The organism is Pseudomonas alliivorans (assembly GCF_017826695.1).
Taxonomy (GTDB): Bacteria; Pseudomonadota; Gammaproteobacteria; order Pseudomonadales; family Pseudomonadaceae; genus Aquipseudomonas; species Aquipseudomonas alliivorans.
Genome location: NZ_JAFFZW010000007.1, coordinates 203157 through 218821, shown reverse-complemented (window position 1 = coordinate 218821; position 15665 = coordinate 203157). Strand labels below are relative to the sequence as shown.

The window sequence follows — 15665 nt, the reverse complement described above, 5'->3', positions numbered from 1 at the left end:
CAGTGACAACAGAATCAGGTCAACCGGCAAAGGTTTCCCGACATGAGCATCAGTTTCGATAAAGCGCTAGGCATTCACGAAAAGGCCCTCAACTTCCGGGCTCAGCGTGCAGAGGTGTTGGCCAACAACATTTCCAACGCTGATACCCCGAACTTCAAGGCTCGCGATCTCGACTTTTCGTCGGTGCTGGCTGCCGAGAACGACAAGGTCCAGAACGGCCATTTCGTGCTGAACAAGACCAACAGTCGCCACATCGAAGCCGAAGGTATGGGCAATCAGGATGGCACGCTGATGTACCGCACGCCGTCGCAGCCATCGCTTGACCAGAACACCGTCGATTCCCAGGTCGAGCAGGCCAGCTACACCGAGAACGCCATGGGCTTTCAGGCCAGCTTCACCTTGCTCAACAGCAAATTCAAAGGGCTGGTTGCAGCCCTTCGCGGAGAGTAATTCATGTCACTAGCCAATGTGTTCAACATTGCCGGTAGCGCCATGAGTGCCCAGACCACGCGTCTGAACACCACGGCCAGTAACATCGCCAACGCCGAGACCGTGTCCTCGAGTGCCGACGCCACTTACCGCGCCCGTCATCCGGTGTTCGCCACCGTGATGCAGGGTCAGCAGTCCACTGGTGGTTCGCTGTTCCAGGATCAGGGCGAAGCCGGGCAGGGTGTTCAGGTCAACGGCATCATCGAAGACAGTTCCAACCTCGAAGCGCGCTACGAGCCCAATCATCCTTCGGCCGACAAGAACGGGTATGTCTATTACCCCAACGTCAATGTCGTGGAAGAAATGGCCGACATGATTTCCGCCAGTCGTTCGTTCCAGACCAACGCTGAAATCATGAACACCGCAAAATCCATGATGCAGAAGGTTCTGACCCTCGGTCAGTGATAGAAGGCGAAAGATATGGCCGTTGAAAATAATGTATCGACGAGTTTTGTAAACTCGCTCCAGAACCCGACGCCGACGAAGACTGATTCGACGGGCACGCTGGGCAAGGATTCTTTCCTGCAGCTGCTGGTCACGCAGATGAAGAACCAGAACCCTCTGGATCCTCAGGACAACACAGAGTTCGTGGCTCAGCTGGCTCAGTTCAGCAGCGTGGAAAGCCTCCAGAACCTGACCACCACCGTTGACTCGATTGCCGGCAGCTACCAGTCGTCTCAGGCGCTCCAGGCTTCGTCGTTGGTGGGTCGCTCCGTGATCATCAACGCCGGTTCCACAGCGGTTGACACCACCAAGGGCATGGTCGGCTCCATCGCCGTGCCAGCCACCAGTTCCGTGACGAGCGTCAAGATTTACGACGCCCAGTCGAACCTGGTCAATACCGTTGATCTCGGCACGCTGCCGGCCGGTTCGACCAGCTTTGCCTGGGACGGAAAGGCCAGCGATGGCACCGTCGCGCCTGCTGGCACTTACAGCTTTACCGCTGCAGGTTCGGTTGATGGCAAGAACACCCAGTTCACGACTTACCTGCCTGCGATCGTCAACAGCGTCACGCTGGGCGTCAATGGTGCTGAAACAAAGCTCAACCTGGCCAGCGGCAGTGTTGCCTTGTCCAAAGTTCAAACGATCGGAATATAGAGCCGACTAGACGGCGCAGGAGTGAAATATGTCTTTCAATATCGGTCTTAGTGGGCTCTATGCTGCAAACAAGAGTCTCGACGTTACCGGCAACAACATTGCCAACGTAGCGACCACAGGCTTCAAGGCGTCCCGTGCGGAGTTCGCTGACCAGTACGCGCAATCGATTCGCGGTACGTCCGGCCAGACCAACGTGGGCAGCGGTGTTTCCACCGCCGCGGTTTCCCAGCAGTTCTCTCAGGGCAACCTGACCACGGGCACCGCCAACAGCCTTGACCTTGCCATCAACGGCAACGGCTTCTTCCAGCTCAGCAATAACGGCGAGAAGCTGTATACCCGTGCCGGTGCATTCCACACTGACAAGGAAGGTTTTGTCGTCAACAGCGCTGGCATGAAGCTGCAGGGCTACAACGTCGATGCCAATGGCAGTGTCGTGACCGGTGCGTTGAGCGATCTGCGCGTTGATTCGTCGAACCTGGAGCCCAAGCCTACCAGTTCGATCACCAACGTCGCCAACCTGAACTCGGTGACACCATTGCCGAGTCTGTCGACCTTCGATGCCACAGATACCAAAAGCTACAACATGAAGTACAGCACGCCGACTTACGACTCTCAGGGTAATGCACACACCCTGGACCAGTACTTCGTCAAGACCGGCACTAACACCTGGTCCATGTACTCGCTGATGGATGGCCGCAGCATCGCCAACCCGGCCACCACCACTGCCGACAAGAACGACCTGACCTTCAACTCGGCTGGCAATCTGGTCGTGACCGCGCCTGGCGCAGTGCCTACCAACAGCGCGAACATCACGTTCAACACTGACGGCACCTTCAACGTCAACAACTGGGTGCCAGGCGTGCAGACCGGTTCAGGCACCACCACGACCTGGGCTGCCAACGGTGCCGCAGGTGCGGCCACGATCAAGCTGAACATGTCCGGCATCACCCAGACGGCTTCGGTGTCGGGTCTGCTCACTCAGGATCAGGATGGTTACGCGACCGGTCAGTTGAGCGCGATGAGCGTGGATGCAACCGGCAATCTGTTCGCCACCTACACCAACGGCAAGTCGCAAGTGATCGGTCAGACCTCGCTGACCAACTTCGCCAACGTACAGGGTCTGGCGCAGGCGGGCGGCACCAACTGGCGTGAAACCTTCGCGTCGGGCGTTCCGGTCAGCGGTACTCCGCAGTCGGGCACTCTGGGCTACATCACCGGTCAGGCGCTGGAAGAGTCCAACGTTGACCTGACCATGGAGTTGGTCAACCTGATCAAGGCGCAGAGCAACTATCAGGCGAACGCGAAGACCATCTCGACGCAAAGCACCATCATGCAGACCACCATTCAGATGACGTGATAAGTCGGTACTGCAATGAACGAAAAGCCCCTTGAAAGGGGCTTTTTGTTTTTCCGGTGTCCCGTCCTGAAACGGTCTGTCAGGCGGTTGCTCAGATCGAACAATCGGATCTGACGAAGTGACCTTTCAGTCGTGTCCAGCCCGGCCCCGGACTGGTCTGGGCACAGACGATACGGCTGTCGCCCTGCCATTTGTAATAGTGGGCGGGCGCGGCCTGGGCGAGCAGGGCGAGGGTCGTCAGGCTGGCGGTGACGATGCCGGTAATCCAGGTGCGAGCAGGCATGTCGATTCCCGAGCTGCAGGGTGGTGAGCGCAAGATTATCACTGCCTGTCTACTGCGACATGGGGTCAGTGAAGTTTTTTTGGCGGTGAGTTGCCCATGCTGGCAGGCAGGCGGCAGTCCGCCGCCGCTATCGGATAGCCGTTTGCCAGATGTCATCTGAAGTACGCCCGTTTTTGCTGGTAAATCAAGCATTTGTGTTGCGCGTGCAGAGTTGGTTCGAAAATTGCTTTCTCCCTGTCAGAACAGCTACAGGCGGCAAGCGTCTGTCGGAGGAGGAAGACTGTGGACAAGTTGCTTTACGTCGCAATGAGCGGTGCATCTGAAAACGCGATCGCGCAGAAGGCCCATGCCAACAACCTGGCAAACGTGTCGACCAACGGCTTCATGCGCGACCTGGAACAGGCCCGCTCAATGCCCGTGTATGGCGAGGTCATGCCTTCGCGCGCCTATGCCATGAGCGAGCGTCCAGGCACCGACTTTTCCGGCGGCGCGATGGTCGAGACCGGTCGTGAGCTGGACATCGCCATCAAGGGCAACGGCTGGATCGCGGTGCAGACACCCGATGGCGGCGAAGCCTATACCCGCAGTTCCGGCATGAACATCGATGCGCTGGGCGTGTTGCGCGACGGCAGCGGTTTGCCGGTAATGGGCAACGGCGGTCCGATTGCCGTGCCGCCCCAACAGCAGATCGAAATCGGTGCCGACGGCACTATCAGTATTCGTTCGCTCGGTGAGAGTCCTCAGGTGATGGCGCAGGTTGACCGGATCAAACTGGTCAATCCTGATCTGAACACGATGGAGAAGGGGCCCGATGGCCTGATCCATACCAAGAGCGGCCGGCCTGCCGATGTGGATGCCAACGTTCAGGTCGAGTCCGGTTTCCTGCAGGCGAGCAACGTGAACGCCGTCGAGGAGATGACCTCGGTCCTGGCCCTGGCTCGTCAGTTCGAGCTGCACGTCAAGATGATGAAGACCGCCGAAGAAGACGACCAGTCGATGGCTCGCGTCTTGCAACTTGGCTAACTATTGACAGCTTGCGCCGACAAACCGGCGCTCGAGGAGAACCCACATGCTACCTGCACTATATGTCGCCAAAACCGGCCTTGCCGCTCAGGACACCAACCTGACCACGATCTCCAACAACCTGGCGAACGTGTCGACCACAGGTTTCAAGAGCGATCGTGCCGAGTTTCAGGACCTGCTCTATCAGATCAAACGTCAGCCAGGCGCACAGTCCACTCAGGACAGCGAACTGCCTTCCGGCCTGCAGCTGGGTACCGGTGTACGCATCGTCGGCACGCAGAAGAACTTCACTGCCGGCAGCCTGCAGACCACCAATAACCCGCTGGACCTGGCCGTCAACGGCCGTGGTTTCTTTCAGGTGACTCAGCCGGACGGCACCGTGGCCTACAGCCGCGACGGTACCTTCCACCTGGACGCCAACGGCCAGATCGTGACCGCCAACGGTTATGCCCTCGAGCCTGCAATTGTGGTTCCGCAGAATGCCCAGACCTTCACGGTCGGTCAGGACGGTACTGTTTCGGTGACCCTGGCAGGCGCAACCGCGACGCCGCAGATCATCGGCAACATCCAGACCGCCGACTTCATCAACCCGGCCGGCCTGCAGGCCATCGGTGGCAACCTGTATCTGGAAACCGGTTCCAGCGGCGCGCCGCAGATCGGCACGCCCGGTTTGAACGGCCTGGGTCCGACCCTGCAGAACACCCTGGAAAACTCCAACGTGAGCACCGTTGAGGAACTGGTCAACATGATCACGACCCAGCGCGCCTACGAGATGAACTCCAAAGTGATCTCGACCGCCGACCAGATGCTGCAGAACCTGACTCAGAACCTGTAACACCCTGATGTACCTGTTGCTCAAGCTCAATCCGATGCGGCGCCTGATAAGCGTCTGTTACACCGCGAGGTTTCAAGTGTCATGAAGCACCTAAGTGTTGTTCCGCGTTTTTCAGTGTTGATCGCTTCATTGTGCGGGATCGCTTTGCTGTCGGGCTGCGTGGCGCCGTCCGCCAAGCCCAATGACCCTTATTACGCGCCGGTGTTGCCGCGCACACCGATGTCGGCCGCGGCCAACAACGGTGCGATCTATCAGGCAGGCTTCGAGCAGAACCTTTACGGCGACCGTAAGGCGTTCCGTGTGGGCGACATCATCACCATCACGCTCTCGGAGCGTATGGCGGCGAGCAAGGCGGCCAGTTCGGCATTGAAAAAAGACAGCACCAACAGCATCGGATTGACCTCGTTGTTCGGCTCGGGCCTGACCACCAACAACCCCATTGGCGGCAATGATCTGAGCCTGAGCGCCGGTTACAACGGATCGCGTGCCACTGACGGCAGCGGTCAGGCTGCCCAGAGCAACAGCCTCACCGGTTCCGTGACCGTGACCGTGGCCGACGTGCTGCCCAACGGTATTCTGGCGGTACGTGGCGAGAAGTGGATGACGCTCAACACCGGTGACGAGCTGGTGCGCATTGCCGGTCTGGTTCGCGCCGATGACATCGCGACCGATAACACGGTTTCGTCCACACGCATTGCCGATGCACGCATCACCTATTCGGGGACAGGCGCCTTCGCCGATTCCAGCCAGCCAGGCTGGTTCGACCGGTTCTTCCTCAGCCCGTTGTTCCCTTTCTGATAGCGGGATAGACATGATCAAGCTCAAGCAACTCATAGCCGCGACCCTGTTGTTGACCACAGCGTTCGGTGCGCACGCCGAACGTCTGAAAGACATCGCGAGCATCTCCGGCGTGCGTGCCAACCAGTTGATCGGTTACGGTCTGGTGGTGGGCCTCAACGGTACGGGCGACCAGACCACTCAGACCCCGTTCACGCTGCAGACCTTCAACAATATGCTGTCGCAGTTCGGCATCAAGGTGCCGGCCGGTTCCGGTACGGTGCAGCTGAAAAACGTTGCGGCGGTGGCGGTCTATGCCGACCTGCCGGCGTTCGCCAAGCCGGGCCAGACAGTCGACATTACCGTTTCCTCGATCGGTAACTCCAAGAGCCTGCGTGGTGGTGCCTTGTTGATGACGCCGATGAAAGGTGTCGACGGCAATGTGTACGCCATCGCTCAGGGCAACCTGGTGGTGGGTGGTTTCGACGCGGAAGGCCGTGACGGTTCCAAGATTACTGTGAACGTTCCGTCGTCGGGTCGTATCCCTGGCGGTGCGTCGGTCGAGCGTTCGGTGCCGAGCGGCTTCAATCAGGGCAACACGCTGACCCTGAACCTCAACCGTTCCGACTTCACCACCGCCAAGCGCATCGTCGACAAGATCAACGACCTGCTCGGCCCGGGCGTTGCCCAGGCGCTGGATGGCGGCTCGGTTCGCGTGACCGCACCTCTGGATCCGGGCCAGCGCGTCGACTATCTGTCGATTCTGGAAAACCTCGAAGTCGATCCGGGCCAGACTGCGGCCAAGGTCATCATCAATTCGCGGACCGGTACCATCGTGATCGGTCAGAACGTGAAGGTATCGCCAGCCGCCGTGACTCACGGCAGCCTGACCGTGACCATCACTGAAGACCCTATTGTCAGTCAGCCGGGCGCGTTGTCCGGTGGCCAGACGGCTGTAGTCCCTCGCTCGCGGGTCAATGCCCAGCAGGAACTGCACCCGATGTTCAAGTTCGGTCCGGGCACCACGCTTGACGAAATCGTCCGTGCGGTCAATCAGGTGGGCGCTGCGCCCGGTGACCTGATGGCCATCCTCGAAGCCTTGAAGCAGGCCGGCGCGTTGCAAGCCGACCTGATCGTGATCTGAGGACGCGTACATGGACATCAAGGGTGGGATTTCCACGCCGGTCGACTCGGGTGCCTATACCGACGTCAATCGTCTGGCAGCGCTGAAGCATGGCGACAAGGACAGTGTGGCGAACCAGAAAAAAGTCGCCCAGGAGTTCGAGTCGCTGTTCGTCAGCCAGATGCTCAAGGCCATGCGTTCGGCCAACGAAGTGCTGGCCAAGGACAACCCGATGAACACCGCGGCGACGCGGCAGTATCAGGACATGTATGACCAGCAGTTGGCCGTGACGCTGTCCACCCGTGGTAACGGCATTGGCCTGCAGGACGTGCTGATGCGTCAGTTGTCGAAAGACAAAGGCATTCAACACGCAGCGCCGACTGACCAGGCGGCGACAGCTGCTGACCCGGCAGCGCCTGCCAAGACCGAACTGGCGACCAGCGTCTATCAGCGTCCGCTGTGGGCCACGCGTTCGGTGGCTGCCGATCAGGCGGCTGCGGCCGCTTCGGCGTCCGGTGAAGGTCGTAATGACATGGCGCTGCTCAACGCACGTCGTCTGTCGCTGCCGACCAAACTGACTGACAGATTGCTGGCGGGCATCGTGCCGTCGGCCACCGCCGCAACCAACGTTGCCAACAGCCCGATGCCTTCACGCGCCGTGGCCAATGCCAGCGGCAAGAACGGCGACTGGACTCTGGACCCCAATCTGGCACCGGCGCCGGAGTACGTGCGCACCATGGCCCAGCCACCTTTGGCCCCGGCCAAACGTGCGTTCAGCAATGCTGACCAGTTCGTGGAAACCATGTTGCCGCTCGCCAAGGAAGCCGCTGCGCGCATTGGCGTCGACCCAGTCATGTTGGTGGCGCAGGCTGCACTGGAAACCGGCTGGGGCAAATCCATCATGCGTCAGCAGGACGGCAGCAGCAGTCACAACCTGTTTGGCATCAAGGCGGCCGGCAGCTGGAAAGGGCCGGAAGCGCGTGCGATCACCAGCGAGTTCCGCGACGGCAAGATGGTCAAGGAGACGGCAGATTTCCGTTCCTATACCTCGTACGCCGACAGCTTCCACGACCTGGTCAGTCTGCTGCAGAACAACAATCGATATAAAGAAGTGGTCAATTCGGCCGATAAGCCGGAACAGTTTGTAAAAGAATTGCAGAAGGCCGGTTACGCAACAGATCCGGACTATGCCAGCAAGATTTCGCAGATTGCGAAGCAGATGAAGAGTTACCAGACGTACGCCGCTGCAACGGGCTCTTCCACGACTTTATAAGGTTTTAATCATGTCGCTGATTTCAATTGGGCTCTCAGGTATCAATGCCAGCAGTGCCGCGATCAACACCATCGGTAACAACACGGCCAACGTGGATACCGCCGGTTACTCGCGTCAGCAGGTGATGACCACGGCGTCGGCACAGGTCAACATTGGTCTGGGGGTCGGCTACATCGGCACCGGCACCACGCTGTCCGACGTGCGTCGCATCTACAACAGCTACCTCGACAGCCAATTGCAATCCAGTACAGCGCTCAAGGCCGATGCCACGGCTTACTCCGGGCAGGCGACCAAGACCGATCAGTTGCTGTCCGACAGCACGACCGGCGTGGCTGCGCAACTGACAGATTTCTTCACCAAGTTGCAGAGCGTCGCCAGCAGCGCCACGCAGGCGTCAAGCCGTTCGGCGTTTCTGACCCAGGCGGCTTCGGTCAGCGGGCGTTTCAACTCGGTGGCTGCACAGCTGACGTCGCAGAACGACAACGTCAACGCACAGCTCAATACCTTCACGCTTCAGGCCAACGAGCTGACCAAGCAGATCGCTGGTCTGAACAAGCAGATTACCCAGGCCTCGGCGGGCAATACCACGCCCAACTCGCTGCTGGATTCGCGCAACGAAGCCGTTCGCAAGCTCAACGAGCTGGTCGGCGTCAAAGTGGTCGAAAACAACGGCAACTACGATGTCTACACTGGTACGGGACAGTCGCTGGTCAGTGGTGCGAACGCCTACACCATGAGTGCGACGCCAAGCGCCGCCGATCCGTTGCAGTACAGCCTGCAGATCACTTACGGTCAGACCAAGACAGACATTACCTCGGTCGTGAGCGGTGGTTCGATTGGCGGTCTTCTGCGTTATCGCGCCGACATACTGGTCCCGGCTGCCAATGAGCTGGGGCGTGTGGCCATGGTGCTGGCCGATCAGATGAACAGCCAGATGAGCCAGGGCATCGACAGCAAGGGCAACTTCGGTTCAGGTCTGTACACCAGCATCAACAGCGCTGATGCCATCCTTCAGCGCAGCACCGGCAACGTCAATAACAGCACAGGCTCCGGCAATCTGGGCGTCACCATCAAAGACACCAGCAAGCTGACCGCCGATGATTACGAAGTCACGTTCAGCGACACCAACAACTACACGATACGTCGCCTGCCCAACGGCGAAAGCGTGGGTACAGGTGCGCTGAGCGACAATCCGCCCAAGCAGTTCGATGGCTTCAGCATGAGCCTGAGTGGCAATGCGGTGGCTGCTGGTGACATCTTCAAAGTGACGCCGACCCGCAACGGTGCCTCGGGTATCGCTGTGGCGTTGACCGATCCCAAGGACATTGCGGCAGCAGCACCCCTGACCGCAGCGGCGGGTACCAGCAACTCGGGTACCGGTGGCTTTACCCAACCGGTCGTTGCAACCAAGTCCGATATCTACGACACCGCGCAAACCGCCGATCTGCGCAACGCGCTGAAAACCACCACGCCCATGAAGCTGGTGATGGGGGCTGCCAGCACCACAGGCGTTCAGAGCTATTCGCTGGTGGATGCAACCGGTGCTGCAGTGCTCGACCAGAATGGCAACGCCGTCAGCGGCTCGATCATTCAGGGCCAGAACAACCAGCTCAAGCTCAGCATCGGTTATACCAATACGACCACGACGCCCAATACCCGGACGGCGTTCGAGGTCGAGATGACCCTTTCCGGCTCGCCGATTGTCAATGACACGTTCAGCATCTCCCTTACGGGTGCAGGCTCTTCCGACAACCGTAACGCGCTGGCGATGATCGACCTGCAGACCTCCAAGTCGGTGGGTGTCACGGGTGGCAGTGTCGGCACCAGTCTTTCCGGTGCCTACGCTGACATCGTGTCGGTGGTCGGCACGCGGACCGCGCAGGCCAAGAGTGATGTGACGGCCAACGAGTCGGTCCTGGCAACGGCCAAGGCCGCACGGGACTCGGTGTCCGGCGTATCGCTGGACGAGGAAGCGGCCAACCTGATCAAGTATCAGCAGTACTACACCGCCTCCTCGCAAATCATCAAGGCGGCCCAAACCATTTTCAGCACGCTGATCAACAGTCTTTAAGGAATCGTGAGCCATGCGTATTTCAACCACCCAGATCTACGAATCCACGACCGCGAACTATCAGCGTAACTACTCGAACGTCATCAAGACGGGCGAAGAAGTCTCCAGCGGTATCAAGCTCAATACGGCGAGCGATGATCCGGTAGGGGCTGCGCGTGTTCTGCAGCTCACTCAGCAGAATGCGATGCTGACCCAGTACGAATCGAACATTGCCACGATCAGCACCAACGTGGACAACTCCGAAACGGCGATGAGCAACATCACCGACACCATGCAGGCAGCCCGGGAGGCGATTGTAAGGGCAGGCAACGGTACGTACACCGATGCGAGCCGTATCGCCATCGCCAATGAACTGAAGCAGTATCAAAGCCAGCTGCTGGGCCTGATGAACAGCCAGGACAGCAACGGCCAGTACATTTTCTCCGGTTCCAAGTCGTCGACGCCGGCCTATACCGAGTCTGCCGACGGCACTTACGTGTACAACGGTGACCAGACCAGCATTAACCTCTCCGTGGGTGATGGCCTGGTATTGGCCAGCAATACCACCGGCTATGAGGCGTTCGAGCAGGCGATCAACTCGACGCGCACGTCCGCCACGCGGCTGTCTCCGGCAACGGAAGATGGCAAGGTCGTGCTGTCCGGCGGTCCGGTCACATCCACCAGCGTCTACAACTCTGCCTATCAGGGTGGCGAGCCTTACACGCTGACGTTCTCCAGCAGTACGCAATTCAGGATTACCGACGGCACCGGCAAGGACGTCACCACAGACGCCTCTTCAGCCGGTAACTACACCAGCGGCGGCATTGGTGCTCAGACCTTCACGTTCCGTGGCGTGGAAATGAACCTGAACGTCAACCTGTCTGCTGCGGAAAAGGCGACAACGGCCACCGCCGACGCCGCCATGACCAATCGAAGCTACAGCCTTGCGTCGACGCCGGACAACGTCAATGCAACCCGCAGCCCTGGCAACACGTCCAGCGCGACTGTGAGCAGTTCGGCTGTGGGCACAAGCGCTGCCGACCTGACGGCTTACAACAATACCTTTCCTACCGGCGGCGCCATTCTCAGGTTCACCAGCGCCACCGCGTACGAACTGTATGCATCGCCCATTACCGCCGACAGCACGCCGGTTTCTTCGGGGACGATGGCAGGGGGCAACGCCAAGGCTTCGGGAGTCAATTTCGCGATCAACGGCACCCCGGCCGCAGGTGACCAGTTCGTCGTTCAGTCCGGCACTCGTCAGACTGAAAACGTGCTGAACACGTTGACGGCCGCCATCAAGGCATTGAGTACCCCGGCTGATGGCGATCTGGTTGCAACCCAGAAGCTCAATGCATCGATGACGTCGGCGCTGGGTAACCTGAGCAGCAGCATCGAGCAGGTCTCCACCGCGAAGGCGGCGGGCGGTGCGCGTCAGCTTGCTGCGATGGCGCAAGGTACGACGAACGATTTGCTCAAGGGCAACAATACGGTCGAGCAGGGCACTTATGTCAACGCTGACATTATTGAAGCCACAACCCGGCTGACGCTGCAGAAGACTATGCTGGATGCCTCTCAGCAGGTGTTTGTCCAGTTGTCCAAGTTGAACCTGTTCAGCCAGCTGTAATCCTGGGGTTGAGCATCCGCCGTCTTTATTTCAGCGGTGAGGGGAGCTGCCTGACCAGTCGCTTCCCGCCGTTCGCGAGTCTGCAATAGTGAATCCAGTTCCCCTCGTCAGCGTCGTCATTCCCGCCTTCAATCCACGCTTCTTTCGCCAGGCGCTGCAAAGTGCGCTGGATCAGGTCTACGACAATCTGGAAATCATCGTCTGCGACGACTGTCGGACCGACGAAATCAAAGCCATTTTCGACGAGTTGGCGTCTGCGCCCGACAGCCGGGCGCGCTACGTGCGCAACGATCAGCGCCTTGGCTTTCAGCGCAACATGCTTCGCTGCCTGGAAGAAGCCAGCGGCGAATACATCAAGTTTCTGTGTGACGACGACAGGCTCTATGCCTACTGCGTGCTGAATCAGGCTCGGGTGCTCGAGGCGCATGCCGACGTACGACTGGTGGTCGGCAGGCGTCATCTGGTGGACGCCGATAATTACGTGTTGCCGGCACGAATGGAAAACGTCGGGCTCGTGCCTTACGACGCCTTGTACAAAGGCGCTGATATGCTGGCCATCTTCGAGCGCACACCGCGCAATTATCTGGGAGGGTTCAGCGGTGCATTGATGCGCAGGGCCGATGTTCTGGAGTTGCTGCCATCGATTGCGCAGCCCGGCGAGGGTTTTATCGCAACGCTGGATTTCACGCTGTTCATCTGCCTGTTGCGCCGCGGCAATCTTGTCACGCTGCACAGCATCGAAAATATAGAGCGTCTGCATCCGGGGCGTTTGAGTCGTCAGCCTGAAATGAATCAGTTGGCAGTGACTGAATGGGGCTGGATTTCCGAAATGCTCAAGGCCCGCAGTGGCGAGCAGGCACCAGCCCAGGGGTGGGTAAGGTTTCTGCCGCTGCGCAAGGCTTCGCAGGAGCCACGCGAAGAGTGGGACGAGGTTGGTATTTACGGCATCATGGCCAATCGGCAGGGCGTCATGCGAAGCCGGGTGGGCGCTGAAAGTCAGAGTTATGCCGAGCTTTACGAGGATTGGCTATCCTGCCGTCAGTTCAGCAAACCGCAGAAAAAGCTTCTTGAACAGCGCATTGCGAGCTGGCCGTGGCTGCCGCGTATCGTTCCAGTGATCATTGATGACGAGGGCAGTGCCGAGCACCTGGACACTACGCTGCGCAGCATTGCCGAACAGGACTACGCGGCTGAAGCCGTTGTGGTGCTGACCACGGCAACGAGCATCAACGATCCGCAAGTGCTGCGCTTTGCCTTGCACCCTGATCAGGCGCAGCAGTTGAACGACGTGCTGCCGTTGCTGGAGCAGGCCGACTGGGTGTACCTGCTGCGTGCCGGTGACAGGCTGACATCCACTTCGCTGTTGGTGCTGGCCGAACGCATTGCGCACATCCCCGGCATGCTGTGCGCCTACAGTGACGAAGGTGCGATCATCGAGGACGAATCCGGCGAGCCTATTTTCAAGCCCGGATTCAACCTGGACCTGATGCGCGCCTATCCGTATGTCGGGCGCGCGCTCGCCTTCGAGCGACGCAACCTGCTGGCAATGGGCGGATTCGACTCTGCGCACGCAGAGCTGGCACCCCACGACGTGATCTGGCGTCTGGTGGAAGGCCCGGGGTTGCAGACCATCGAGCACATCGCGGAAGTTCAGGTCGAATCAGTGCTTGCGTTCGCTGACTGGCTGTCGCTGCCTGAAGTGATCATGAAGAGTGAGCCGCTGGTGTCGGCTCACCTGACACGCATTGGCCGAGAGCATCTGATCCATCATGACCAGTCGTCGCTGATCAATCGCATCGAATACCTGCACCCGGAGCGGCCGCTGGTATCGATCATTATCACGACGCACGACCAATTGGCGGCGCTGGAGCGTTGTGTCGACAGCCTGCTGAGCAACACGTCCTACCTGAATTACGAAGTGTTGATCGTTGATAAGGCCAGTGAAACCCCTGAAGCGCAAGCCTGGTTTGCCGCGATGGGGCAACTGGGTACCGAGAAGCTGCGGATTTTCACATTGCCTGAAACCTGCAGTGAGGCCACCGCACAGAACATTGCGGCGCGAGAGGCGCGTGGCGACTATCTGGTCATGCTCAGCCCTCACTCGATCATCCATCAGGCCGACTGGCTGGAAACCCTGCTCAATCATGCTCAGCGTCCCGAGGTTGGTATCGTCGGCCCTCGAATCATCAACCCGCAAGGCAATGTGCTGTACGCAGGGATGGTGCTGGGGATGGAAGGCGTGGCTGGCAGACCATTCTTCAATTTCCACGCGGGCTCGAACAGCTATATGCAGCGGCTGCAAGTGACGCAGAACTGGAGTGCAGTCAGCGGTAATTGCCTGATGGTGCGCAAGGACGTATTCCAGAGCCTTGATGGGTTGGAGGCGCCAACCTTCACCCAAGGCTTGCACGATCTTGACCTATGCATGCGCGTCGGACGCAGCGGCTACCTGATAGTCGGCACCCCCGATTCGACGGTCGTATTGGCCGAACCTGCTGCCGCTGTGCGTTCCGATGCGTCGAAAAAAGCGCTTGAAGACGAGCAGAACGCTTTCTACCAGAAGTGGCTGCCGGCGATCGCCCGTGACCCGGCCTACAACCCCAATCTGAGTCTCCATGAAGCGCTATCCTTCGATCTGGAACCTGGTCTGCTGGATGGCTGGAACCCGTTCTGCGCTCGGCATCTGCCGACCATTCTGGGCATGATCGTCAATTCGTCAGCAGTGGGGCACTACCGGGTCAGCCAGCCTCTGATCGAATTGAAGGCCGCTGGACGCGTGCTGGGCAGTCTGGCGTACCACTCGCCGTCGATTGTCGAGGTCGAGCGCATATCCCCGGATGTGGTGATCCTTCAAGGGCGTTACAGCGAGGCCAAGATTCCCGACATCGTTCAGGTGAAGAGTTTCTCGAATGCAATGCGCATTTTCGAGCTGGATGACTACATCGCCGACGTTCCGCTGCTCAATGAGCATCGGCGCAACATGCCTGACAACATAGGCCAGATGCTGCGCAAGGGCATTGGGCTGTGTGATCGCGTGGTGGTGTCGACTCATCCGCTGGCTCAGGCGCTGTCCAGCATGCACAGCGATATTCGCGTGGTGCCAAACATGCTGGCACCGCATCTGTGGAACGGGCTGAAAAGCAAGCGTCGCACGTCCGGCAAACCTCGTATCGGCTGGGGCGGCGGAACCAGTCACCGCGGTGATCTGGAGCTGATTGTCGATGTGGTGCGTGAATTGGCCGATGAAGTCGAATGGGTGCTCTTCGGCATGTGCCCCGACTTGCTCAGGCCCTATATCCATGAGTATCACCCAGGCGTCAGTCTGAGTACGTACCCGGCCAAGCTGGCCAGTCTTAATCTGGACCTGGCCCTGGCTCCGCTGGAATTTCACATCTTCAATGACTGCAAGAGCAATCTGCGGCTGTTGGAGTATGGTGCGTGCGGCTATCCGGTGATCTGCTCGGACACCGAAGCCTACCGGGGACATTTACCCGCCACCCGCGTGCTCACCAACCGTCCCGAGGAATGGTTGCAGGCGATTCGCATGCACCTGTCCGACCCCAATGCCAGTTACCGTATGGGGGATGAGTTGCGTGAAACTGTGTTGCGTGACTTCATGTTGCGCGGGGACAACCTGCAATACTGGGCCAACGGCTGGCTGCCGGACTGACGTTGTACCTGTTGAGCTTGCGCGTGGCTTTTTGGCCATAAACCGGGCCTGAGTCGGTCC

The 15665-nt window shown here is 59.3% G+C and carries 13 protein-coding genes; 12 read left to right on the top strand and 1 reads right to left on the bottom strand.

All coding sequences use genetic code 11. From position 1 onward, the window contains the following. Window positions 1-42 precede the first annotated feature (42 nt). Genes flgB through flgE form a run of 4 tightly spaced genes read left to right on the top strand, consistent with a single transcriptional unit; the run spans window position 43 to window position 2944 of the window. Window positions 43-450, top strand: coding sequence for a flagellar basal body rod protein FlgB (flgB, locus tag JTJ32_RS18970; RefSeq protein WP_025995189.1), 408 nt, complete (start codon window positions 43-45; stop codon window positions 448-450). A gap of 3 nt (window positions 451-453) precedes the next feature. Continuing rightward, window positions 454-894 (top strand): flagellar basal body rod protein FlgC, encoded by a 441-nt coding sequence (gene flgC / locus JTJ32_RS18965; protein WP_004880711.1) that lies wholly within the window; start codon window positions 454-456, stop codon window positions 892-894. 15 nt (window positions 895-909) lie between these two features. After that, complete coding sequence (locus JTJ32_RS18960; RefSeq protein WP_057409410.1) at window positions 910-1587, top strand: flagellar hook assembly protein FlgD; 678 nt, start codon at window positions 910-912, stop codon at window positions 1585-1587. Window positions 1588-1615: 28 nt separating this feature from the next. Next, window positions 1616-2944 (top strand): flagellar hook protein FlgE, encoded by a 1329-nt coding sequence (gene flgE, locus JTJ32_RS18955; protein ID WP_210042939.1) that lies wholly within the window; start codon window positions 1616-1618, stop codon window positions 2942-2944. Window positions 2945-3035: 91 nt separating this feature from the next. On the opposite strand, the gene JTJ32_RS18950 is transcribed toward flgE, so the two are convergent. Further along, a complete protein-coding gene (locus tag JTJ32_RS18950) occupies window positions 3036-3227 on the bottom strand; it encodes a hypothetical protein (protein ID WP_099229063.1) in 192 nt (63 codons plus the stop codon). 282 nt (window positions 3228-3509) lie between these two features. On the opposite strand from JTJ32_RS18950, the gene JTJ32_RS18945 reads away from it, so the two are divergent. The 8 genes from JTJ32_RS18945 to JTJ32_RS18910 all read left to right on the top strand — a co-directional run bounded on the left by JTJ32_RS18945 (window position 3510) and on the right by JTJ32_RS18910 (window position 15605). Beyond that, window positions 3510-4250 carry a flagellar basal body rod protein FlgF gene (locus tag JTJ32_RS18945; protein WP_099229062.1) on the top strand — a complete coding sequence of 247 codons (741 nt, stop codon included), beginning with the start codon at window positions 3510-3512 and terminating at the stop codon, window positions 4248-4250. A gap of 46 nt (window positions 4251-4296) precedes the next feature. Further along, entirely contained in the window at window positions 4297-5085 is a 789-nt protein-coding gene (gene flgG / locus JTJ32_RS18940; protein WP_002554310.1) for a flagellar basal-body rod protein FlgG, read from the top strand. An 81-nt stretch (window positions 5086-5166) separates the two neighbouring features. After that, window positions 5167-5883: a flagellar basal body L-ring protein FlgH gene (flgH, locus tag JTJ32_RS18935; RefSeq protein ID WP_024689534.1), complete on the top strand. Its 717-nt coding sequence runs from the start codon at window positions 5167-5169 to the stop codon at window positions 5881-5883. 13 nt (window positions 5884-5896) lie between these two features. Continuing rightward, the gene (locus tag JTJ32_RS18930) at window positions 5897-7006 is read left to right on the top strand and encodes a flagellar basal body P-ring protein FlgI (RefSeq protein ID WP_004880722.1); all 1110 of its coding nucleotides are present in this window, start codon (window positions 5897-5899) and stop codon (window positions 7004-7006) included. Window positions 7007-7016: 10 nt separating this feature from the next. After that, a complete protein-coding gene (gene flgJ / locus JTJ32_RS18925) occupies window positions 7017-8258 on the top strand; it encodes a flagellar assembly peptidoglycan hydrolase FlgJ (RefSeq protein ID WP_210042937.1) in 1242 nt (413 codons plus the stop codon). Window positions 8259-8268: 10 nt separating this feature from the next. Beyond that, window positions 8269-10329, top strand: coding sequence for a flagellar hook-associated protein FlgK (gene flgK / locus JTJ32_RS18920; RefSeq protein WP_099229060.1), 2061 nt, complete (start codon window positions 8269-8271; stop codon window positions 10327-10329). Between the two features lie 13 nt (window positions 10330-10342). Beyond that, window positions 10343-11935, top strand: coding sequence for a flagellar hook-associated protein 3 (locus JTJ32_RS18915; protein WP_099229059.1), 1593 nt, complete (start codon window positions 10343-10345; stop codon window positions 11933-11935). A gap of 88 nt (window positions 11936-12023) precedes the next feature. After that, window positions 12024-15605: a glycosyltransferase gene (locus JTJ32_RS18910; protein WP_210042936.1), complete on the top strand. Its 3582-nt coding sequence runs from the start codon at window positions 12024-12026 to the stop codon at window positions 15603-15605. Window positions 15606-15665 lie beyond the last annotated feature (60 nt).